Source organism: Mycobacterium sp. NGS24 (genome assembly GCF_059813065.1).
In genome coordinates, this window is sequence record NZ_JCALDW010000010.1 from 39,033 (window position 1) to 59,846 (window position 20,814).

Here is a 20,814-nt window from a genome sequence, read left to right on the forward strand (position 1 = left end):
TTCTAACCATGTGGGCCGCGACCCATCAACCGAAAGTCGCATAGGACTGGACACCAAACGGGTCCCTCTCACGTCCAGCGGGCATCTTTCGAGGAGACCTGAACCATTTGCCGCAGGGGCAGCATGACGTAACCGCGCGGGGACGGCACTCTAAGCGCCGCGATTAACCGATGCTGCCTCGTGAATGGCGGCTTTGAGCTCGTCGTATGTGCACTTGCGCGGACCGAGCGCTATCAGCGGTCCGAGTCGAATCCTCTTCTGTGTCGGAACTTGTCGGTTCAGCTCGCTTGTTGACAGGACGTAGAACGTCCACTGAGCCACGTCGAGTGGGTCAATATGTCCGCGGTCCTCACCCTCGAGCAGACAGAAAACGTACACGTCGGCGCTTCGCTGTGTGCTGGTCGCATAGGTGTCGGTGCGGGAGTCCCAGCCCATCGCGGGGCGGATTCCGAACACGATTTTCGATAGCTGCGATTGCTTCCACGTTTGCACGTAGGCAGCTGATTTCACCTCTACCTTGACACCGTCGATCTCGAGGTCGTACTGGTCCCATTCCACGCGTGTCGTGTCGCGAATGCCGAGTGCTTTGGCCACGATGTACTCGGCCAGCACACCACGAGTCGTGTTCGTGAGTAGGTCGTCGTACGCCCAGGCTAGAAATTCCTGTTTATTCAGGCGAGTCATCGTCGAGCCTTCATCGCTTGAGCAGTTCCCTTTCCAAGCACGGTCGTCACTTTGTGCCGGTCGATGTCGTCGAGGGTCAGCACCGCTTCGGGTCGGGTGATCCGCTTGATGTCCTCGGCGTGCGGCTGCGGCACCAGCAGCACCAGTTCGCGTGCCTCATAGACGTCGATGTTCGTGTGTATCCACTGGCTCTGATCGGTGAGCTCATGGTCGACGCTCACGTACCAGTTAGCGATGAATTCCTGCAGGTGCGGGATCAGGGTCCACACCTTGCGCTGGGCCAGCGCCGAACGTGCACCTGGCCGGGTGAATGCGAGCCAGGCGAGTGCTCCACTGTCGGCATCGGTGAGCTTCCAGAACACCCGACCGTTGTGCGCCAGGACATTCGGCGGCCGAGTGGCGGCGATCTTCTGTCCGATTTCGCGGGCCAGCCTTCTGTAGTCGGGAAGAGTATCGAGGTGGTTGGGAACACTGTCGAAGTAGTCGTGCGGCCGTCGGCCGCGCCGCCCCAGCGGCTCGCCACGATCGGCGCCCATCAATCCGCACTCCTCACTTCGGCCGAATCACTTTCACAGTACTGCCGGGCACCGACGATTTGGGTCCCACCGTGTCGCTACTTGGTCGTGTCGGATGCCGAGTTATCGTCCGGTCCGTGGCCGTACGGGTGTTTGGACACGTGCCGGGAGCTGTGGTCGGTCAGACCTCCTCATATAGGTAGGCGGTCTACGACGCAGGCGTGCACCGGCGGCTCCAGGCGGGCATTTGCGTGGTCCAGTTGGCCACCTGCGGGCACCGAGGCCGCAACAGGATCCGCTATGTCGGGCGCGGCGTACCCTGCACACCGGAGCTGACCTGTTGACATACAGGCAGAAGCTCGACTATAGGCACTGATCACCACCCTCAGTGTCGGCGTCCCGAAGGCACTGACCGAACTGCTCACTTTCGGGCGGACCCTGAACAAACGTGCCGCCGACGTGTCGGCCTACTTCGACCGACCCGGCACCTTCAACGGCCCGACCGAAGCAATCAACGGCCGCCTCGAGCATCTCGGCGGCTCCGCGCTCGGCTTCCGCAACCTCACCAACTACATCGCCAGATCACCACTCGAAGCCGGCGGATGCAGGCCCCAACTACACCCGTCAATCATGAAGATCCTGATTACAACGCCAATCGGCACCACTCCGCCCATGGCGATCGCACCCAGCTGAGTTTGCCCTACAGTGGGCCGCGACCCATCAACCGAAAGTCACATAGCGGCTGGGGCACCAAACGGGTCCCTCTCAGGCCGGCGACGGGACGTGGAGGACCGTCGTGGCGGCGAGCGTTGGCCGTCTCGGTGGTCACCGTGTCTAGGAGACCTTCACATCGATGTGCTCGATGGTGCAGTCGAACCGGAACGGGCGCCGGTCGAGATAGTCCGGTGACACCGATGATCCGCGGTCGACACCGACTCCGGATGTTTCGCTGGCGGTGAATGCCACTGGCACCGTGGGGGCGACGATCACCTTGGCTGCTTAGTGGCCGTCGCCCAGGGTTGCAGACGGTCGAGCGACTCGGAGAGAATGCCAATACGGAAGGGACAACATCATTGAGATGAACCGCGCCGCGGCTGGCTCAGCGAAGTTGTCATTGTTCTAGGGTCCCGACTGACGACGAGAATGAGACCGGACACGTGCCACCAACGGTTCCCTTCCCAGCGTCGCGAGTAGCCCTCAATTTCAGCGAGGGCGATTGATGTCGCGGGGCCCCGGGTGGCAGCTCTCGCATATCGCAAATCAATGTGTGGGGCGCGCCTCTCAGTTCATCTTGGTTGGTCACGGTGTTCCGCTTCTTTGCCTGAACAAATGCATAGCGGGTGGGCGGTTGACGGGGCCTAGATCATCGACTCATCCCAAGCCTCATCTGGTGTGGTCGCGACGATTGACTTCGAACCCAACAGCGCCTCGGCGGCATCGGCGGCCTGGTCGATCGCCGCGATCGCCTCGGAGATTTCACGCGCCTGCTTGATCAACGCAGCCAAAGCCGGACCCGCTGTCTTCGGATCATCGAGCGCCTTGCCGACACGGTTACCAAGCGCCAACAACAACTCCCGGCGATCCCCACTCACCGCAGCCTCCGCAACCGACTTGGGCGCAGCCTTGAGCGGCGCCCGCTTCGCCGCCGGCGCCTTCCGGGCTAGTGCCTTCTTCGGCGTATTTTCGTCGTGCACCACCTGCAATGGGGCTTGCCGTTTCCGTGGAGTCATGTTCGTCCTTCCTGCTGTGAAAAAAGAAACCTCTGGGGAGGGAGGGCGCTAGGCCATGGGAGCGCCCCGGGGCCCTGGGGGCGGGTCATCCCCCCTGGTCAGCAGCTTGTGCTAGTTCACCAGGTGCGCCAGGTGATGTAGGAGACTCCTGGTCGGGGGTTGATGTGGCCGCGGCGTCCGTATGCGTCGGCGCCGGTAGTGTCTGTGACGTCGGCGGTGTCACGTTGGCACACGGGGCAGAAGCCGCGGTGCTTGCCGGTGCCGAGGCATTGGTTGCAGATGCGATGTGTCAAGACGCAGTTGGTGGGGTCGATTGGGTTGCCGCCGTGGGCGATTGGGATGATTTCGTGGACTTCGGGGGACATTGGATCGGGTGTTGGGATCGTCTTGTCGACCTCTTCGTCGCAGATCCAGCAGTAGTCTTGCTCCCGGAGGATCCGTATTCGTAGTGCGCGGCGGCGGGCGCCGTTGGCGTAGCGAGGATTAGCGGTCACGTCCTGGTCCTCGTTGTCGTGGCGGTCCCGGGCCGCGTCGTTGTGTTCGGGATGCGGAGGGCGCTTTGGACTTTGATGCATGACGGGCCGCATGGTGTCAGTTCGGCTTCGGCTTCGCGTACCTGCTCGATGGAGTCCAAGAAGGTCCATTCGGCTTGGTAGCCCGCATTCGGGCCGCGGTGGCAGACGAGCGCGGCTCCGGCGGCAACGTCCTGGTCCTCGATGGGCACCGACTGTTCGAGTCGGGTCGCGGCCGTGGTCACTGTTGAGACTCCTCGGTTCGGTTTGGCTGGTGGACCGGCTGGGTGATGTCCCGAACGGCGGGCGGCTTGGCCGGTGCGGCGCGGTCGCACCGGACTGCGGGCTCGATGGGCGTGCGGTCAGGGCCGAGGAGCCAGCCGGATGGGTCACAGCCGCCACAGGAGCGGATTGCGGCAATTCTCGCCTGGCGCGCGGCCTGCTCGATGGCGTCACGCCGGGTCATCGGCCACCACCCTCTGTCCGCGTGCTCGCGCGTTAGTGCCGTACCCGAGAAACGCAACGACAGGCTGCCGCCCTCGCTGCGCTCGGTTGCCATGAAATTGCGGCTGGTCGCTTTCTGTGAGCTGTTCGCGTGCCAACGCGTCCGTTGTTCGACGGAGACGCTCGGCGTGAGGCTGTGGTTGATGCGCGCAGCAGCGACAGACATCGACAAGCAACCAGAAACCGATACGTGGCAAGGGGGCAGAGTCCCGCGGCAGCGCGTTTTCGGGACTGGAACGTTGCGCCGTGAAGGCGGCAGCGGTTACGTCTGCAAACTCATCGCTGACACAAGCTCGCGTTAGTTCGAGACGTACCCATATGTCCCGCGGGGACATTGACCGATTTGCGCAGTTCACAGGTGGCGCACTTGTAGCGAGGTTTGAAATGACCGAAACCTTGTCCCGCCAGGTGTCCCATCGGGACAAGCCTGTTCCAGCAAACACATTCACCATCCCCCAGCGGCGGACTCGGAGCGCTTGGGCGCGCGCTGTTTGCGCTTGCGGCTGGTGTCCCTGGAACGCCTCTCAAAGACCGTCTTCGGCTTGTTCTCATCGCGCAGGTAGAGGTATCGGTAGCCGCCCTGCATCGCAACCCAGATCTGCGCTTGAACCAGTTGTTTGGCCTCGCGGCCCGCCTTCCAGCCGCGCACTTCCCGCTCCGGGATGAACCAGGACTCCAAGTCTCCGAGCACTGATTCCGCGGACAGAAAATCGCGACCGCGGGTTTGGTCGTTGGCCCAGGAAAGTGCTTTCCAGTACAGGCCGAATGCGGCCATGCCGACGTTGGCGAGCCAGGGGTCCTTCCAGTCGTCGTCGCTCATTTGGATCCACAGCATCGACGGTTCGGCACGGTTGTTGGTCGGGTCGGCGCCAGCGGTTAGCGCCGCGTAGATGTACATCGTTTCGAGCGCTCGATCGAAACGGGCCCGCCGCGACGGCCGGCCCAGTCGCCGGCGTCGCCGCGGCGAACCCCAGAACGCCAGTTGCTCTGTCACGTCGCACCGCGACGAAAGGTCCGTTCGCCCGAAACATGTCCGGCCGCTGTCCGGGCGGACATTTCCGAATAGTTGCTGCTCGTCGGCTGTGTGACCGTCGGGCGTTCGGTGTGCCTACGCGCAGCTTCCGCGTCGCAATATGTGTCATCGCTCCGCGCGCCGCAGGCTTCGGTGACCGCATCGTCGGCGAACTCGGGAGTGACCGAAAACGGATCTGTGCCGGAGCCCACGGCAAACAGGACAAATCCCGGCCGCGATGCGTTAGCCCCGACATGGACGTCCGGCCGATCAGGTGACCGATTCACGCGCCGCCGCCGAACGGCTGCATTAGCTTGTCGTCGATTTCGTCCAGGTCGACGCGCACCAGCCGGGTGCCGTTGCGGTAGCCGATAAGCCGGCCGACGGAGATCATTTCGCGGACGCACCTGGAAGTTACGCCAATGTATTCACCGGCCTGCTGCAAGGTCGCGTAGCGGCGACCGCGGCGCTCGGCGCGGTTAGGGCCTTGCGTTGCAAGGGTTTTTGTACTTACGACAGATTTCGCCATCGCCCAACTCCAAGGGTTCTAACAGAATCCCGCCGGGTTGGAGCAGGGGCCGAACAACGCAGGCCATTTGGCGAACATCTCCCGGCCATCCCTGCGAGTACAGCCGGCAAGTCCCGTCAAACGGAACAGCTCCGACGATATCAGGAAGCTCGGAGAACCTACTGCGACACGTCGAGTTCGACGTTCCCTTGACGAACCGCGGCGGCAATCAGTTCCTTACGAACTCGCGGCGTGGCCCGTGGGCAGCGTGGACACGAAAATTCCCATGCGGCAGCATCACTCAATGCTTCCTGGTTCTGCTCCCGTGTCCGTGCGACACGCACATAACGCAGCGCGCCGGCCGGCTCGCCGACGTCGAGCCGGCCGCTGCCCGTCACGCGTGGCGCGTAGTGGCGGTCAGCCAGTTCAACCAGCCCGCTGTGCGTGTAGACCATCACGCCGAGCAGGACTACCCGCTTGTGCTCACCGCGGCCGGTGCAGACGAGAACAGCCGGTGTCGGTGGGGGCCCGCCGTAACGCTGCTGCCACCACTTTGAATCCCTCATCCGTTCGCCGCCAGCTTCGACAACAGGGCCGCAATCTCACGGTCGCGACCTTGTGCGACGTGCTGGTAACGCATCGCAGCGGCCGGCGTCGAGTGCCCGAGGCGCGCCATCAATTCCGCCAGCGTCGCACCAGTCGCTGCGGCGAGGACCGCGCCGGAGTGGCGTAAATCGTGCCAGCGCAAATCATCTCGGTTCGCCTTCCCGCGCGCCCTGTAGAACCGCCGGTATAGAGTGGCCGGCGCAAGATGTCCGCCACCGACGGCCGGGAACAGGAGTGCGTCAGCCTTCCCGCCGACATGCTTGGACAGATGCGCCTCGATGGCCGGGAGTAGGTGCGGCGGGATCGCGATATCCCTGACGCCGGCGTCACTCTTGGGCGTGGTCACCGTGAAGCCGTCGTCGGTGCGCACCACAGCGCGGCGCACCCTCACTACCTCGTCGCTCAGGTCGATGTCCTTGCGCCGCAACTCCGTTAGCTCCCCGAAGCGCATCGCCAGCCAAGCGGCGAACAACACCATCATTGACCACTGCGCGGGCATCTCGTCGGCGATCACGCCAATCTCGGCGACTGTCGCCGGCCTCACCTTATGGACACGCTTCGCCGTGCCGGCGCCACGAATCATGCAGGGGTTCGCGGAAATCTTCCCGTCGCTCGCCGCCGTCGTCATGATGGCTCGCAGCAGTCCGTAAGCGTGCGATCGCATCGTCGGCTTGTCCGTCAACGTCTTGGCGTACCAGGCGCGCACGTCGTCGGCGGTTATCGAGGCGATGGGCAGCGACCCGAACGTGTTCGAGATGTGGTCTTCGAGCAGCTTCTCGTAGTGCTCGCGGGTGCGGTCCTTCAGCGGCCGTCCGGCCACTTGGCGGGTCGCTAGCCATGTCTCCGCGTACTCGGTGAACGTGAGCTTCGGCGCCTGGACAGCATCGGGCGGCTGCCACGCCTTCGAGATGATTTCGGACTGTCGCAGCGACAGCCACGCGCGCGCATCCCGCTTCGCGACGAACGTCGTCGGCGCCTTATGACGGCGACCGTCGGGCCCGTAATACTGCGCGCGATAACGGCCGCTGGGCAGCTGATCGACAGATCCGAACGTGCCCGATTTGGCGTTTTTCCGTGCCACCGGAGGACCTCCCAGCGCGATGGATCGTTGTTCACTGTGCGAGTTCACGTGAACTGGACGTGAACTCATCCAGCAACTTTTGTTTCCGGATTGTTCCGTCTGGATCACGTTACCCTGTGACATGACATCGCAGATGGAGGAACGAAACGCGAGGTCAGAACATATTCATCGGCTAACACTCTGAGCTAGTTCTAACCAGTATCGCGCACCAGAGTCTTGCCTGATCAACCGTGGTTATCAGTCGTACCGGAATTTGCAATAGCCTGTCAGCTACGCCTTGCCTGGGGGCCAGCTACAGGCACTTTCGGTGTTGCTGACGCAGCGGTGGTAACTCTCCGTCTTTAGCCTCCGGCCGGCTCAATTCCTATTCCACAATTCCGGACACAACTCGGACACCGCAACGTTGAATAGTTCCAAGTTCTGCGTCTCGGTCAGCAACGGGTCACCAACTCCGGGATTGTTCGCCTCCAAGATCGCCGCCCCTGCGATGCCATTGCCAAGGTCCACACAAGTCGCGTTACCCAACTGGAGCGCCTTCTCGTCAGTCAACGGCATACCAGCAGCATGCACCCGGTCGAGGAAGCTGACGTCGTCAGCGTGAGCAGGTGGCGTCCCTGCGACGCAACACAATGCCGCAGCGATTACAACGATACGAACAGCGCGCATGAACACGATTGTCTGTCCGGCAAGCGGCGCGATCAAGCCACAGCTCTACGTCGAGGCAGGTTGGTTCAGCCTACGGGCCCCGAATCAGCTCGCCTGCAAGCACTTCCGATTGCGGGTGGAGATCAGCCGGGCAGTCCCGCCTTCATCTTGGCGTCCTGCTTGCGCGCGACATCGAGCAGGAAGCCCTGGTCCACCGGGTCGTCCGGTGCCCCTTCGGCTTCGATGAGCCCCAGCGCCTTGCCCTCGGTGAAGATCACCACACCTTTGGCTTTGGTGCCGTCAGGTGATGGACCGATCGCCATGACGCCCCGTATGCCCACCTCGGCCGGCGTCGTCGGCGCCTTGACGCTCAGCTCCTGAATGGATTTCGAGGTGGTGTCCAGCGCCTGGTTCGCCTCGTCCGGGTTGTTGTAGACGTAGATCGAGATCTCGACTTTGCGAGTGTTGGCCTGGTTGTTGAACACCCCTTCGACTCCGGCCGGAGTGGCGATGGGCAGGGACTGGGTCTGCACAAAGGTGTCCCCCGGTACGACGATGTCGGTGGCCGGGATCAATAGACCGGTGTAGTCGCCGGGCTGCCCGGTGGCGGTGCCCGACGGCGCCGTCGACGAGGACGCCGCGGACGAAGAAGCCGAAGACGACGACGAAGACGACGGGCTTGGCGAGTTGTCGCTCCCGCACCCCGTGACCGCTGCACCCACTACCAGGGCGGCCACCGCGAACGCGGCTCCCGCCGTCGATACGTTTGTCACCATTGACTCCCTTTTTCGGAAATTGGACAGCGGCCGTATCGCGCAACATAGCCCATCGTCGACCCGCTGGGAATACATCGGGCAAAGGAAACCGAAAGCCGCTATTTCCCAAAGGATTCGATGACTTTCACCAATTCGCCGGGCGCCTCCCAGTTCAGCGCATGCCCCGCAGCCGGCACGGTCACCAGCCGCGCCCCGGGAATACCGTCGGCGAGCCGGCGTGAGTGATTGGGCGGCGTGGTTCGGTCGGCCGAACCGACCATCACCACCGTCGGCACCGTGATCTCCTCCAGCCGCGGGTAACGATCCTCCCGCGAGAACGCCCGCACGATCGCCACGTGCGGCCCGTGCTGGTCCACATGCTCCTGGAACCCCTCCACGAACACCTTCACCATCGCCGGCGACGGCCGCGTGCCGCACTGCGCGGCCCCGAACAGCGTCGCAACGGTCTCGTTCTTGATCAGCCGCCGCAATACGCCCCACTCCAGTAGCGGGATCTGCAACTTGTTCTGCGGAGCCCCGTCCAGCACCCGGCCCGCCCAGGTGGCGAACAGCACCACGCCGCGCAGTCGCGACACCAGATCAGGCCGCTCCAGCAAGGCGCGGATAGTGACGAATCCACCCATCGAATGCCCGACAAGCACCGCATCGCTGACATCGAAGTGCTTCTATACCGCGGCAAGATCGGCCGCCATCACTTCCGATCCGATGCCGTCCGCGCCCAGCGTCGAGCGACCGTGACCGCGTTGATCGAACGCGATAACCCGAAATCCTTTGCCCAGCAACTCATCCCAAACGATGTTCCACTCCGCAAGGGTCACCGAATAACCGTGCACCAGGATTACCGTCGGCCCCTCCCCCGCAGACACAGCACGCAACACTGTGCCGTCCGGCCGGGTGATCGATACCTCCGCGCCGTGCGGTTCGGCCAGAAGTTGTTCGCGCGTAAACGGATCCGGGTTGCGTTCGATCCACGCGACCAATCCGCGCAACCCGGCCCAGCCCGCCACCAGTGCCGTACCCGCCAGCAACCCTGTTCTCAACCCGACCTCCGAAGATTCGATAGCTCACAGGCTATCGAGTGCCGTCCGGAGTCGACCGCACACGATCTCCGACGTACCGAAAAACCAACCCGCACTACAGATTCTGGCCTCCAGCGCGGCTCACTGGTCCGTGGCGTCGTCGCCTTCGACTTCTGCGTCCCCGGCACCGTCCTTGGTGTTGTTGACCGAAGTGGCCTGCGGGGGTTGCTTGTCACCTTCTGGCGGCGGCTGTTCAGCGGTCGTCACGGCTCCTCCGTCTACGCGTTGGATGTTTGCGTGTGAGCTACCCGGGCTCGCACTGCACGAAACAGTTCCTGCCGCATTGGCGTGCCGGCCGCTGGTTCAATGTCGTCATGGCGAGTCTGCTGATCCTGATCGTGCTGGCACTCGGCGGACTCGGCGTCACCGCCGCCGTGATCGTGCTGCTGGTCCGACTGATCGACTCGCCCAAGAGGCAGGCGTACGTCCCGCATGCGTGGCCGGGCACGGCAGCACCCGGCTGGTATCGGGACACGTCGCTCAAGAGCCCGTCTGTGCAGGCAGCCGCGCCGGACAGTAGACCCCCGCCGCGATCGCGGTGAACCTGGCGGCATTCTCCTGCGTCAGCCCGGGATTCGCGCTCTGCAGCACCTGAACCACTTCGACGCCGGACTTGCCGGCGGCCGCCATCTCGCACACCGCTTTGCCCGTCGTGATGACGCTCGCGGTGTCCTTGTACTTGATGCCCGCCGCATTGAGCGAGACCAGCAGCGCCTGGTCTTCGTCAGGACTGGCGTGTGCCGGCGCGGCGAGGCCGGTGAAGGCGGCTAAACCGGTGAGCACCAGCAGAAGTCTCATAGCTCTGTGATGGTTCCAGAGGCTCGGCAACCCTGCATCTCGAACGCAAATCGTCAACATGAGGTTGACGCATCCAGACCGTCAACCTAAAGTTGACGACATGGTCGAATCCACCAAAATCGCCTACCCGGTCCGCCTTGACGACCTGATCGCGGTGATCAAAACGGTGCACACCGGCGCCCTGGACCAGTTGACCGATGCGGTACTGGCGGCGGAGAGCCTCGGCGAGATCGCCGACCATCTGATTGGACACTTCGTCGACCAGGCCCGCCGCTCCGGGGCCTCCTGGACTGAGATCGGCAAAGCCATGGGCGTCACCAAACAAGCCGCGCAGAAGCGATTCGTGCCCAAAGCCGAAGCCACCCCGTTGGACCCCGAGCAGGGTTTCAGCCGGTTCACGCCGCGGGCGCGCAATGCGGTGGTCGCCGCCCAGAACGTCGCGCACCAGGCCGGCAACAGCCACATCACCCCCGACCACCTCTTGCTCGGCGTGCTCAACGATCCGGCCGCACTGGCCACCACTCTGCTGCGGCTGCAACAGATCGACACCGTCACACTGGGCCAGTCCGTTGAACTCCCGCCGCGCACCGGCGAACCGCCCGCGCTGATCCCGTTCAGCGGCCCGGCCCGCAAGGTGCTCGAACTCACCTTCCGTGAAGCACTTCGCCTGGGCCACAACTACATCGGCACCGAACACCTGCTCCTTGCGCTGCTGGAGCTCGAGGACGGCGCCGGGCCACTGCACCGGGCCGGTGTCGAGAAAGATCGGGTGGAGGCTGATCTGCGCGCCGCACTGGAATCGCTCACCACCGCGGAGCCGACCGATACCTGAGCCCGATCAACCCCTCCCGCGACGTTTGCGCATATGTCATCATGCGAGGATGCGCCGCTGGCTGATCGCCCTTTCCGCGTTCCTCGTCGTCACGGCCGGGACGCTGCCGGTTGACGCCGCGCTGCCGGCCGCGCGGGCGGGTGACGCACCCATCGGTCATCTCGGTGACACGTTGCGGGTGGACACCGGCACCTACGTCGCCGACGTCACCGTCACCAGTGTGGTGCCGGTCGAACCGCCACCGGGCTTCGGCTACACGCGAAGTGGCGTGCCGGTCAAGAGTTTCCCCGACAGCACGGTGGCCCGGGCCGACGTGGTGGTCCGTGCCGTCCGAGTACCGAACTCCTACATCATGGCGTCGAACTTCAGTTTCGACGGTGTCACGCCGTTCGCCGACGCCTACAAGCCGCGGCCGTGCGACGCACCCGACTGGCTGGACGCCCAGCTGGGCAACGCCCCGACAGGTGCGGTGGTGCGCGGCGGAGTGTATTGGGACGCCTACCGCGATCCGGTGTCGGTGGTCGTCCTGCTGGACCGCAAGACCGGAGTTCACCTCGCGCAGTGGAATCTTTGAACTGAATATCGAACTCGCCACCCTCGGCGACGCCGAAGACCTGGCCGACGTCGCGGCGCGCACCTTTCCACTGGCGTGCCCGCCGTGGTCGCGCGCCGAGGACATCGCCGCTTTCATCGACACGAACCTGTCGGCGCCACGTTTCGCGCAGTACCTCACCGACCAGCGACGTGCGGTCTTCGTAGCCCGGCACGACGGCCGAATTGTAGGTTACGCCATGCTGATTCGCGGTGTGCCGGACGACGCGGACATCCAGCGCGCCGTCCCGCTGCGCCCGGCGGTGGAACTGTCGAAGTTGTATGTGCTGCCCGACTTCCACGGGCACGGCGTCTCGGCGGCGCTGATGAGTGCCGCGCTGGATACCGCGACGCGGTGGGGTGCACGCTGCATGTGGCTGGGCACCAACAAGAAAAACGTTCGCGCACTGCGCTTTTACGCCAAGTTCGACTTCACGATCAACGGCAGCAGGACATTTCAGATGGGCGACTTCGTCGAGGACGACCACGTCATGGTCCGGGCGCTCGCCTCCCCGACATCAGCGTGAGCGCCAGCAGCCGCGACGTGGCCCGCAGATACTTCTTGCGGTAACCGCCGGCCAGCATCTCCTCGCTGAAGACGGTGTCCAGTTTCGCGCCCGAGGCCACCACCGGCACACCGGCGTCGTAGAGCCGGTCGGTCAGCGCCACCAGCCGCAATGCCACGTTCTGGTCGTCCACCCCGTGCACGCCGGTCAGGAACACCGCGGTCACGCCTTCGATCAACGTCAGATACCGCGACGGGTGCATGGTGGCCAGATGGGCGCACAGCGCGTCGAAGTCGTCCAGCGTCGCCCCGGCGACCTCGGCGGCGCGCGCGGCGACCTCCTCGTCGGACAGCGGTGGCGGCGCCGGCGGCAGGTCGCGGTGCCGGTAGTCGGGTCCCTCGATGCGAACCGTGGTGAAAATGCTTGCCAGCGTGTTGATTTCGCGGAGGAAGTCCTGCGCCGCGAACCGTCCCTCGCCCAGTTGCTCGGGCAGCGTGTTGGAGGTGGCGGCCACCGAGACCCCCCGCTGGACCAGCGACGACAGCAACCGGGAGACCAGCGTGGTGTTGCCCGGGTCGTCCAACTCGAACTCATCGATGCACACCGCGGTGTAGTCGGCCAGCAGCTCGATGCATTCGGCGAAGCCGAACACCCCGGCCAGCTGGGTCAGCTCGCCGAACGTCGCGAACGCCTTCGGCGCGGCGTCGGGCAACTGGTAATAGGCCGAGGCCAGCAGGTGGGTCTTGCCGACGCCGAACCCACCGTCCAGATACAACCCGACGCCCGGCAGGACCTCGCGGCGGCCGAACAACTTCTTGCGGCCCGCCCGGCGCTGCTCGGCCTGCCGGCAGAACTCCCGGCAGGATTCGACGGCGGCGGCCTGGGTTGGTTCGGCAGGGTCCGGCCGATACGTCGCGAAGCTGACGTCGGCGAACGTCGGCGGCGGCCGCAACTGGCCGATCAACCGCTCCGGCGACACCGACGGATGCCGATCCACCAGGTGACCGACCTGCGCCGAACTGGCCCCGTGCATGCACGAACTGTAGCGACGTGCTGCAATCGACCTCATGCCTGGCGAGACGTCTCTGACGCTGCTCGGCGCCACGCGCGACCTGGATCCCGCCGAACTCCCCCGGCTCTACGGTTATCCGCCCGACCTCGGGTGGGTGCGCGCGAACTTCATCACCAGCCTGGACGGCGGCGCCACCGTCCAGGGTCTCAGCGGCGCCCTGGGCAGCCCCGGTGACCGGGCGGTCTTCGTCGTGCTGCGGGAACTGGCCGACGTGATTGTGGTCGGGGCGGGAACGGTGCGCTCGGAGGGTTACGCGGGTGCCCAACTCAGCGTCGCGCAGCGCCAACAGCGGCAGGCCCGTGGTCAAGGCGAGGTGCCGCCGATAGCGATCGTCACCCGAACCGGTCACCTCGACCACGACCTGGCGGTCTTCACCCGCACCGAGGTGGCGCCACTGGTACTCACCTGCGCCGCCGCCGCCGACGATGCCCGCCGCCTGCTGTCGGGTGTGGTCGACGACGTCATCGCCTGTTCGGCCGACGATCCCGGCGAGGTCGACGTAGGCACCGTGCTGAGCACCCTGCGGGGGCGTGGACTGTCGCGCGTCCTGACCGAGGGCGGACCGACGCTGCTCGGCGCCTTCCTCGACCGCGAATTACTCGACGAGCTGTGCCTGACCATCGCGCCCGTCGTCGTCGGCGGCGCCGCGCACCGCATCGTCTCGGGTCTGGGCCAGCTGCAGACCCGGATGCGCTGCGCGCATGTGCTCACCGACGACGCCGGCTATCTGTACACGCGCTACGTCAGGGTGTAGCCCGGCTACTGTGGTCGGCATGAATCGGCGCATCCTGCCCGCCACGATCTTGTTGGTGGTCACCACCGTGCTGGCCGGCTGCGTCCCGGTCTTCGGCGCCGACCCCCGCTACGCCACCGACTCCGGCGCCCGCCCGCAGGGAGTGTCGACCACCAAACCACCGCCCAGCGGTCCACCGCCGATCGCGGCACCCAAGAACGATCTGTCATGGCGCGACTGCACCTCCAAGCTCAACGCCGACGCCGGCGTCCCCGGCGCACCCGGCGTCAAGCTGGAATGCGCCACCTACGACGCGGACCTGGACTCGCTCAACGGCGGATCGGGCTCGGTGAGCATCGGCGTGGTGCGTGCCCGCTCCGGTCAGACCCCGAAAGATGCCGGGCCGCTGGTGTTCACCACCGGCTCGGATATCGCGTCGTCCACGCAGCTGCCGGTCTGGCTGTCCCACGCCGGGGCCGACGTGCTGCGTACCCACCCCATCGTCGCCGTCGACCGCCGCGGCATCGGCATGTCCAGCCCCATCGACTGCCGCGACCGCCTCGACCGCGAAGAGATGCGCGACCAGACCCAGTTCGAGACCGGTGACGACCCGGTAGCCAACCTCTCCGAAATCTCCAACACCGCCACCACCAACTGCACCGATGCCATCGCGCCCGGCGACTCCGCCTACGACAACGCCCATGCCGCATCCGACATCGAGCGGCTGCGCAACCTCTGGGACGTCCCCGCGGTCGCGCTGGTCGGGGTCGGCAACGGAGCGCAGGTCGCGCTGACGTACGCCGGATCACGCCCGGACAAGGTGGCCCGCCTGATCCTGGACTCGCCGGTGGCGCTGGGGGCCAGCGCCGAAGCGGCCGCCGAGCAGCAGGTCAAAGGCCAGCAGGCCGCGCTGGACGCGTTCGCGGCGCAGTGCGTGGCGATCAACTGTGCGCTGGGTCCGGACCCGAAGGGCGCGATCAGCGCGTTGTTGACGTCGGCGCGCAGCTACGGCTTGGGCCGCACTTCGGTGGCGTCGATCACGATGGCCATCACTACCGCGTTGGGCTTTCCGACCGGCGACCGGGTGGGCAACACGACGAACCTGGCCAACGCCTTGGCCGCGGCGCGTTCCGGGGACTTCAATGCGCTGAACAACCTGATCAACCGCGCCGAAACCATTCAGCACAGCGACGGGCAATTCGTCAACAACTGCAGCGACTCGGTGAACCGCCCCACCCCGGACCGGGTGCGCGAGCTGGTGGTGGCCTGGGGCAAGCTGTACCCCCAGTTCGGCGCCGTCGCGGCGCTCAACCTGATCAAGTGTGTGCACTGGCCGACCGGTGCCACCCCGCAGCCACCGAAACAACTCAAGCTCGACGTGCTGCTGCTGGGTGTGCAGAACGACCCGATCGCCGGCAATGAGGGAGTTGCGGCCACCTCAGCCGCGGTCATCAACGCCAACGCCGCCAGCAAGCGGGTGATGTGGCAGGGCATCGGGCACGGCGCCAGCATCTACTCGTCCTGCGCGGTCACGCCGCTGGCGGCCTACCTCGACACCGGCAAACTGCCCGGCACCGACACGTACTGTCCCGCCTGATAATCGGCCCGGACCGCCCGACGCCGCGCCCCCAACGCCGGTGTACGGTGCGCTGGTGACGGCAGCTGACTCGACCAGAACCGGCCTCCGCGAATACGTGCAGGGCGCATTCCGTCCCGGCCCCCGCAGCACCGCAGCCATCGTTCGGACGGTGTTGTGGCCGATCGCCATCCTGTCGGTGCTGCATCGCAGCATCGTGCTGACCACCAACGGCAACATCACCGACGACTTCAAACCGGTGTACCGGGCGGCGCTGAACTTCCGGCACGGCCTGGAGCTCTACAACGAGCATTTCGACTACGTCGACCCGCACTACCTGTACCCGCCGGGTGGCACGTTGCTGATGGCGCCGTTCGGGTACCTGCCCTTCGCGCCGTCGCGCTACCTGTTCATCTCGATCAACACCGTGGCCATCCTCGTCGCCGCCTATCTGTTGCTGCGGATGTTCCACTTCACGTTGTCCTCGGTGGCCGCGCCGGCGCTGATCCTGGCCATGTTCTGCACCGAGACGGTGACCAACACCCTGGTCTTCACCAACATCAACGGCTGCATCCTGCTGCTGGAGGTGCTGTTCCTGAAGTGGCTGCTGGACGGCCGCGCGAGTCGGCAGTGGTGGGCCGGGCTGGCGATCGGGCTGACGCTGGTCCTCAAACCGCTGCTCGGCCCGCTGCTACTGCTGCCGCTGCTCAACCGGCAGTGGCGGGCCCTGGCGACCGCATTGCTGGTGCCGCTGGTGGTCAACCTGGCCGCGCTGCCGGTGGTGCCCCGCGCGATGGACTTCTTCACCCGCACCCTGCCCTACATCCTGGGCACCCGCGACTACTTCAACAGTTCCATCGAGGGCAACGGCGTGTACTTCGGGCTGCCCACCTGGTTGATCATCGGGCTGCGGCTGCTGTTCACCGCCATCGCCATTGGCGCGATATGGCTGCTCTACCGCTACTACCGCACCCGGGATCCACTGTTCTGGTTCACCACCTCATCGGGCGTGCTGCTGCTGTGGTCGTGGCTGGCGTTGTCGCTGGCCCAGGGCTACTACTCGATGATGCTGTTCCCGTTCCTGATGACGGTGGTGTTGCCCAACTCGGTGATCCGCAACTGGCCGGCGTGGCTGGGGATCTACGGTTTCATGACCCTGGATCGCTGGCTGTTGTTCAACTGGATGCGGTGGGGGCGGGCGATGGAATACCTGAAGATCACCTACGGTTGGTCCCTGCTGCTGATCGTGACGTTCACGGTGCTGTACTTCCGCTACCTGGATGCCAAGGCGGAGAACCGCCTGGACGACGGCATCGACCCGGCGTGGCTGACGCCCGAACCGGACCGCGCTAGCGTGGGAAGTTCACCCACACCAGACTTGGGAAGGAGTGGGGCAACGTGACTGACATCGCCCGTCCGAAACTGCAACTCACCGACGACGAGTGGCGCAAGAAGCTCAACCCGCAGGAGTTCGCTGTGCTGCGCCAGGCCGGCACCGAACGACCGTTCACCGGCGAGTACACCGACACCAAGACCCAGGGCAGCTACCAGTGCCGGGCCTGCGGTGCCGAATTGTTCCGCAGCACAGAGAAATTCGAGTCGCACTGCGGCTGGCCGTCCTTCTTCGACCCGTCGAGTTCGGATGCGGTCATCCTGCGGCCCGACCACTCGATGGGTGCGATTCGCACCGAGGTGTTATGCGCGAATTGCCACAGCCACCTGGGGCATGTGTTCTCCGGTGAGGGATATCCCACGCCCACCGACCAGCGCTACTGCATCAACTCGATCTCGCTGCGCCTGGTCCCCGACGAGGGCTGACCCGCTGGGCGTTGACTTTGCGTCCACGGCGGCCAAGTGCGACTAACCCCCGCCCTCAGCGCAGAGCCAACCCGCGCTCAGGGCAGCGCGCTCACCAGCTGCTCGACCCCCACCCGCGGGCCGGTGAAGAACGGCGTCTCCTCGCGGGTGTGCCGGCGGGCGTCGGTGGCGCGCAGTTCGCGCATCAGGTCCACGATGCGGTCCAGTTCGGGCGCCTCGAAGGCCAGAATCCACTCGTAGTCGCCCAGCGCGAAGGCCGGCACCGTGTTGGCGCGCACGTCTTTGTACTCCCGCGCCGCCATGCCGTGCTCGGCGAGCATGCGGCGACGCTCCTCGTCGGGCAGCAGGTACCACTCGTAGGACCGCACGAAGGGATACACGCAAACGTAGTTGCCGGGGTCTTCCCCGGCGATGAAAGCCGGGACATGGCTCTTGTTGAACTCGGCCGGCCGGTGCAACGCCACGCTGCTCCATACCGGCGTGCACACGCGGCCCAGCGCGGTGGCGCGCCGGAAGTCGGCGTAGGTCGCCTGCAGGGCCTCGACCCGCTCGGCGTGCGTCCAGATCATGAAGTCGGCATCCGCGCGCAGGCCGGCGACGTCGTAGAGGCCGCGCACCACCACCCCGCGTTCCTCCTGCTGCTTGAGGAAGGTCGCGGTCTCGTCGACGACGGCACCGCGTTCCTCCCCGAGCTCCCCGGCCCGCACGGAGAACACCGAAAACATCAGGTAGCGGATGGTGGAGTTGAGGGCGTCGAAGTCCAGGCGTGCCATGGCACCTATCGTGCCACTCGTCCCGACACGGCCGAGACCACACTGGCCGCGGCCTTTCCGGCCGCGCCGATACAGGCCGGTACCCCGATGCCGTCGAGGTAGCTGCCCGCGACGACCAGCGTGGGCGGCAGGCCGGCCCGCAAGGTGGCCACCAGGTTCGCGTGCTGCGGACCGTACTGCGGCATGGCGTCGATCCAGCGCTGCACCCGCACATCCACCGGCTCGAGGTCTACCCCGAACACGTCGGCCAGGTCCTCCAGCGCCCAGCCAAGCAGGTCGCCCTCCGACGTCCCCTTCGCGACGTCGTCACCGAACCGCCCGATGGACAGCCGCACCTGCTGGACATCGCCATCGAGCCCCCATTTGCGCGACGACAACGTAATCGCTTTGGCGTGCAACGGTTCCCCGCTGGCCACCAGTACGCCCGACGACTGCGGAAACGGCGTGTCGGCCGGCACCGCAAGCGCCACCACCACCGAAGAGGCCGTCACGATCCGACCGGCGGCCGCCGCCGTCGCCGGCGCCAGTGTCTGCACCAGCCGGGCGACCTGCACCGCCGGGACCGCCAGCACCACGCCGTCGGCCTGCCACTGCACGCCGGTCTCGTCACGCAGTGTCCAACCAGGTTCGAGCGCGTCGATCCTGGCCCGGACCCACCGGATCCGGCTGCGCGCGACGAGTTCGTCGAGCAGCACCTGGTAGCCGCCCTGCAGCGAGCCGAACACCGGCCCGCCCCCGGTCGGCGGCAACACGCTCAGGATCGCCTCGGTCAGGCTGGCCGCGCCGCGGTCCAGGGCCGCCGCCACCGTGGGCACGGCCGCACGCAATCCGATGGTGGCCGCCGATCCCGCGTACACCCCACCCAGCAGCGGATCCACCGACCGGGCCACCACTTGCGCGCCGAACCGCTCGGCCACCAAGTCGGCCACCGTGGGGTCGCTGCCGGGGGTCCAGTCCAGTGCCCGCCCCGGCTCGGATTCGATCCGCACGATCGTGGCCTCGTCGACCAGACCGGCCATCGATGCCGCCGACGACGGAATGCCCGCCACGGTGTCCGACGGCATCGCGTGCAGCCGTCGGCCGCTGTAGATCAGCGGACGCACGCCGGTGGTGGCCCGTTGGTGGTGAGCCAGGCCCAATTCGGCCAGCAGCGCCGGCATCTCAGGACGGCGCAGCACGAACGCCTCAGCGCCGAGGTCCATCGGCTGCCCGCCCAGCGACTCGGTGCGCAGCACGCCGCCGAGCCGATCGGCCGGGTCGAACAGCGTGATGGCCGCTTCCGGCGCGGCCTGCCGCAACCGGTACGCCGCGGTCAGGCCCGAAATACCGCCGCCCACAACGCAATACGAGCGGGCGGTCATAGCGAGTGGACCAGCGACACCAGCTCGGTCAGCACACCAGGATCGGTCTCCGGCAGCACACCGTGACCCAGGTTGAAGACGTGTCCGGCGGCTCCGGCGTCAACGGCACGGCGCCCGTCGTCGACGACGGCGCGAGCTACTTTCTCCGTCACCGGCCAGCCCGCGAGCACCACCACCGGGTCCAGATTCCCCTGCAGTGCCGTACCCGGCGCCACCCGGGTGGCGGCATCGGTCAGCGAGGTCCGCCAGTCCACCCCGACCATGCGGGCGCGCGCCGGCTGCACGGCCTCCGACATGGCGCCGAGTAATTCGGCGGTGCCGACACCGAAATGCGTCATCGGCACGTCGTGCTCGGCGAGCGTGGCGAACACCCGCGCGCTGTGCGGCAGCACGTACTGGCGGTAGTCGGCCAATGACAGCGTCCCGGCCCAGGAGTCGAACAACTGGATCGCATCCGCCCCGGCGCCGATCTGACCGCGCAGGAACTCGATGGTGAGGTCGGTCAGCTTGGTCATCAGCGCATGCCAGCTCGCCGGTTCGGCGAGCATCATCGCCTTGGTGCGCGCGTGGTTGCGACTCGGGCCGCCCTCCACCAGGTAGGAGGCCAGCGTGAACGGCGCCCCGGCGAATCCGATCAGCGGCACCTCACCCAACGCGGCCACCAGCAGGCCGATAGCATCCAGGATGGGCTGAATAGATTGCGGGTCAAGCGGTTTCATGGCTGCGACGTCTGCAGCGGTGCGGATCGGCTGGGCGATAACCGGTCCGACGTCGGGGACGATGTCCAGATCGATGCCCGCCGCTCGCAGCGGCACCACGATGTCGGAGAACAGGATCGCCGCGTCGGTGTTGTAGCGACGAATCGGCTGCAGGGTGATCTCGCAGGCCACTTCCGGCTCGAAGCAGGCCGCCAGCATGCTATGCCGTTCGCGCAGCGCGCGGTATTCGGGCAGGGATCGGCCGGCCTGGCGCATGAACCAGACCGGGATGCGGCTGGGTTTGCGCCCGGCGACCGTGGCCAGATAGGGCGACTGCGGGAGGTCACGACGGGTACTCATCGGCTCCCATGCTGCCACGGGGTTGCGACGGTCCACCCGCGTAC

At 65.9% G+C, this 20,814-nt stretch carries 25 protein-coding genes and 2 pseudogenes; 8 read left to right on the plus strand and 19 right to left on the minus strand.

From position 1 onward, the window contains the following. Positions 1–150: 150 nt before the first annotated feature. Positions 151–684: a hypothetical protein gene (locus tag AC5Y6Y_RS14775; protein ID WP_473140034.1), complete on the minus strand. Its 534-nt coding sequence runs from the start codon at positions 682–684 to the stop codon at positions 151–153. Then, positions 681–1,220 carry a hypothetical protein gene (locus tag AC5Y6Y_RS14780; RefSeq protein ID WP_473140035.1) on the minus strand — a complete coding sequence of 180 codons (540 nt, stop codon included), beginning with the start codon at positions 1,218–1,220 and terminating at the stop codon, positions 681–683. Before AC5Y6Y_RS14780 ends, AC5Y6Y_RS14775 begins: the two co-directional genes overlap by 4 nt. Positions 1,221–1,453: 233 nt before the next feature. Between AC5Y6Y_RS14780 and AC5Y6Y_RS14785 the strand changes: the two are divergent. Next, a pseudogene (locus tag AC5Y6Y_RS14785) lies at positions 1,454–1,823 on the plus strand (transposase); the annotation flags it as partial. 210 nt (positions 1,824–2,033) lie between these two features. Here AC5Y6Y_RS14785 and AC5Y6Y_RS14790 read toward each other — a convergent pair. The 13 genes and pseudogenes from AC5Y6Y_RS14790 to AC5Y6Y_RS14850 form a co-directional block, all read right to left on the minus strand. Next, the gene (locus AC5Y6Y_RS14790; RefSeq protein WP_473140036.1) at positions 2,034–2,189 is read right to left on the minus strand and encodes a hypothetical protein; all 156 of its coding nucleotides are present in this window, start codon (positions 2,187–2,189) and stop codon (positions 2,034–2,036) included. Positions 2,190–2,557: 368 nt separating this feature from the next. Beyond that, positions 2,558–2,896 carry a hypothetical protein gene (locus AC5Y6Y_RS14795; protein ID WP_473140037.1) on the minus strand — a complete coding sequence of 113 codons (339 nt, stop codon included), beginning with the start codon at positions 2,894–2,896 and terminating at the stop codon, positions 2,558–2,560. A gap of 149 nt (positions 2,897–3,045) precedes the next feature. Beyond that, positions 3,046–3,504 (minus strand): HNH endonuclease, encoded by a 459-nt coding sequence (locus AC5Y6Y_RS14800; RefSeq protein ID WP_473140038.1) that lies wholly within the window; start codon positions 3,502–3,504, stop codon positions 3,046–3,048. A gap of 178 nt (positions 3,505–3,682) precedes the next feature. Further along, positions 3,683–4,111, minus strand: coding sequence for a hypothetical protein (locus tag AC5Y6Y_RS14805; RefSeq protein ID WP_473140039.1), 429 nt, complete (start codon positions 4,109–4,111; stop codon positions 3,683–3,685). A 279-nt stretch (positions 4,112–4,390) separates the two neighbouring features. Then, positions 4,391–4,939, minus strand: a complete 549-nt coding sequence (locus AC5Y6Y_RS14810; RefSeq protein ID WP_473140040.1) for a hypothetical protein — start codon at positions 4,937–4,939, stop codon at positions 4,391–4,393. A gap of 301 nt (positions 4,940–5,240) precedes the next feature. Then, entirely contained in the window at positions 5,241–5,486 is a 246-nt protein-coding gene (locus AC5Y6Y_RS14815; RefSeq protein WP_473140041.1) for a MerR family transcriptional regulator, read from the minus strand. Between the two features lie 158 nt (positions 5,487–5,644). Beyond that, positions 5,645–5,923 (minus strand): hypothetical protein, encoded by a 279-nt coding sequence (locus AC5Y6Y_RS14820; protein WP_473140042.1) that lies wholly within the window; start codon positions 5,921–5,923, stop codon positions 5,645–5,647. Between the two features lie 104 nt (positions 5,924–6,027). Next, positions 6,028–7,152 (minus strand): tyrosine-type recombinase/integrase, encoded by a 1,125-nt coding sequence (locus AC5Y6Y_RS14825; protein ID WP_473140083.1) that lies wholly within the window; start codon positions 7,150–7,152, stop codon positions 6,028–6,030. Positions 7,153–7,509: 357 nt separating this feature from the next. Beyond that, on the minus strand, positions 7,510–7,854 hold the full coding sequence (locus AC5Y6Y_RS14830; protein WP_473140043.1) for a DUF732 domain-containing protein: 345 nt from the start codon (positions 7,852–7,854) through the stop codon (positions 7,510–7,512). 86 nt (positions 7,855–7,940) lie between these two features. Then, the gene (locus AC5Y6Y_RS14835; RefSeq protein WP_463826865.1) at positions 7,941–8,570 is read right to left on the minus strand and encodes a hypothetical protein; all 630 of its coding nucleotides are present in this window, start codon (positions 8,568–8,570) and stop codon (positions 7,941–7,943) included. A gap of 101 nt (positions 8,571–8,671) precedes the next feature. Then, a pseudogene (locus AC5Y6Y_RS14840) lies at positions 8,672–9,580 on the minus strand (alpha/beta fold hydrolase). Between the two features lie 153 nt (positions 9,581–9,733). Continuing rightward, positions 9,734–9,859, minus strand: coding sequence for a hypothetical protein (locus AC5Y6Y_RS14845; protein WP_463826867.1), 126 nt, complete (start codon positions 9,857–9,859; stop codon positions 9,734–9,736). A gap of 273 nt (positions 9,860–10,132) precedes the next feature. Then, on the minus strand, positions 10,133–10,450 hold the full coding sequence (locus AC5Y6Y_RS14850) for a DUF732 domain-containing protein (RefSeq protein WP_473140045.1): 318 nt from the start codon (positions 10,448–10,450) through the stop codon (positions 10,133–10,135). A 100-nt stretch (positions 10,451–10,550) separates the two neighbouring features. On the opposite strand from AC5Y6Y_RS14850, the gene AC5Y6Y_RS14855 reads away from it, so the two are divergent. From AC5Y6Y_RS14855 to AC5Y6Y_RS14865, 3 genes are read left to right on the plus strand one after another with little or no spacing between them, the layout of a single operon-like run. Further along, positions 10,551–11,282: a Clp protease N-terminal domain-containing protein gene (locus tag AC5Y6Y_RS14855; protein ID WP_463826870.1), complete on the plus strand. Its 732-nt coding sequence runs from the start codon at positions 10,551–10,553 to the stop codon at positions 11,280–11,282. 49 nt (positions 11,283–11,331) lie between these two features. Further along, complete coding sequence (locus tag AC5Y6Y_RS14860; RefSeq protein WP_463826871.1) at positions 11,332–11,856, plus strand: hypothetical protein; 525 nt, start codon at positions 11,332–11,334, stop codon at positions 11,854–11,856. Position 11,857: 1 nt separating this feature from the next. After that, complete coding sequence (locus AC5Y6Y_RS14865; RefSeq protein ID WP_473140084.1) at positions 11,858–12,400, plus strand: GNAT family N-acetyltransferase; 543 nt, start codon at positions 11,858–11,860, stop codon at positions 12,398–12,400. On the opposite strand, the gene zapE is transcribed toward AC5Y6Y_RS14865, so the two are convergent. Beyond that, complete coding sequence (zapE, locus tag AC5Y6Y_RS14870) at positions 12,363–13,448, minus strand: cell division protein ZapE (protein WP_463826872.1); 1,086 nt, start codon at positions 13,446–13,448, stop codon at positions 12,363–12,365. The genes AC5Y6Y_RS14865 and zapE overlap by 38 nt on opposite strands. Here zapE and AC5Y6Y_RS14875 point away from each other — a divergent pair. The 4 genes from AC5Y6Y_RS14875 to msrB are packed head-to-tail and all read left to right on the plus strand — an operon-like array spanning position 13,447 to position 17,578. After that, entirely contained in the window at positions 13,447–14,205 is a 759-nt protein-coding gene (locus tag AC5Y6Y_RS14875) for a pyrimidine reductase family protein (protein WP_463826873.1), read from the plus strand. The two genes, zapE and AC5Y6Y_RS14875, sit on opposite strands and share 2 nt — an antisense overlap. A gap of 19 nt (positions 14,206–14,224) precedes the next feature. Beyond that, a complete protein-coding gene (locus AC5Y6Y_RS14880; protein WP_463826874.1) occupies positions 14,225–15,781 on the plus strand; it encodes an alpha/beta hydrolase in 1,557 nt (518 codons plus the stop codon). 40 nt (positions 15,782–15,821) lie between these two features. Then, the gene (aftC, locus tag AC5Y6Y_RS14885; RefSeq protein ID WP_463826875.1) at positions 15,822–17,162 is read left to right on the plus strand and encodes an arabinofuranan 3-O-arabinosyltransferase; all 1,341 of its coding nucleotides are present in this window, start codon (positions 15,822–15,824) and stop codon (positions 17,160–17,162) included. Positions 17,163–17,167: 5 nt separating this feature from the next. Next, on the plus strand, positions 17,168–17,578 hold the full coding sequence (gene msrB, locus AC5Y6Y_RS14890) for a peptide-methionine (R)-S-oxide reductase MsrB (RefSeq protein ID WP_463827164.1): 411 nt from the start codon (positions 17,168–17,170) through the stop codon (positions 17,576–17,578). Positions 17,579–17,655: 77 nt separating this feature from the next. Here msrB and hemQ read toward each other — a convergent pair whose 3' ends face one another. Genes hemQ through hemE form a run of 3 tightly spaced genes read right to left on the minus strand, consistent with a single transcriptional unit; the run spans position 17,656 to position 20,770 of the window. Further along, positions 17,656–18,351 carry a hydrogen peroxide-dependent heme synthase gene (gene hemQ / locus AC5Y6Y_RS14895; RefSeq protein WP_473140046.1) on the minus strand — a complete coding sequence of 232 codons (696 nt, stop codon included), beginning with the start codon at positions 18,349–18,351 and terminating at the stop codon, positions 17,656–17,658. 5 nt (positions 18,352–18,356) lie between these two features. Further along, complete coding sequence (locus tag AC5Y6Y_RS14900; protein ID WP_473140047.1) at positions 18,357–19,712, minus strand: protoporphyrinogen oxidase; 1,356 nt, start codon at positions 19,710–19,712, stop codon at positions 18,357–18,359. Next, the gene (gene hemE, locus AC5Y6Y_RS14905) at positions 19,709–20,770 is read right to left on the minus strand and encodes a uroporphyrinogen decarboxylase (RefSeq protein WP_473140048.1); all 1,062 of its coding nucleotides are present in this window, start codon (positions 20,768–20,770) and stop codon (positions 19,709–19,711) included. The genes AC5Y6Y_RS14900 and hemE overlap by 4 nt, the downstream gene beginning before the upstream one ends. Positions 20,771–20,814: the final 44 nt, after the last annotated feature.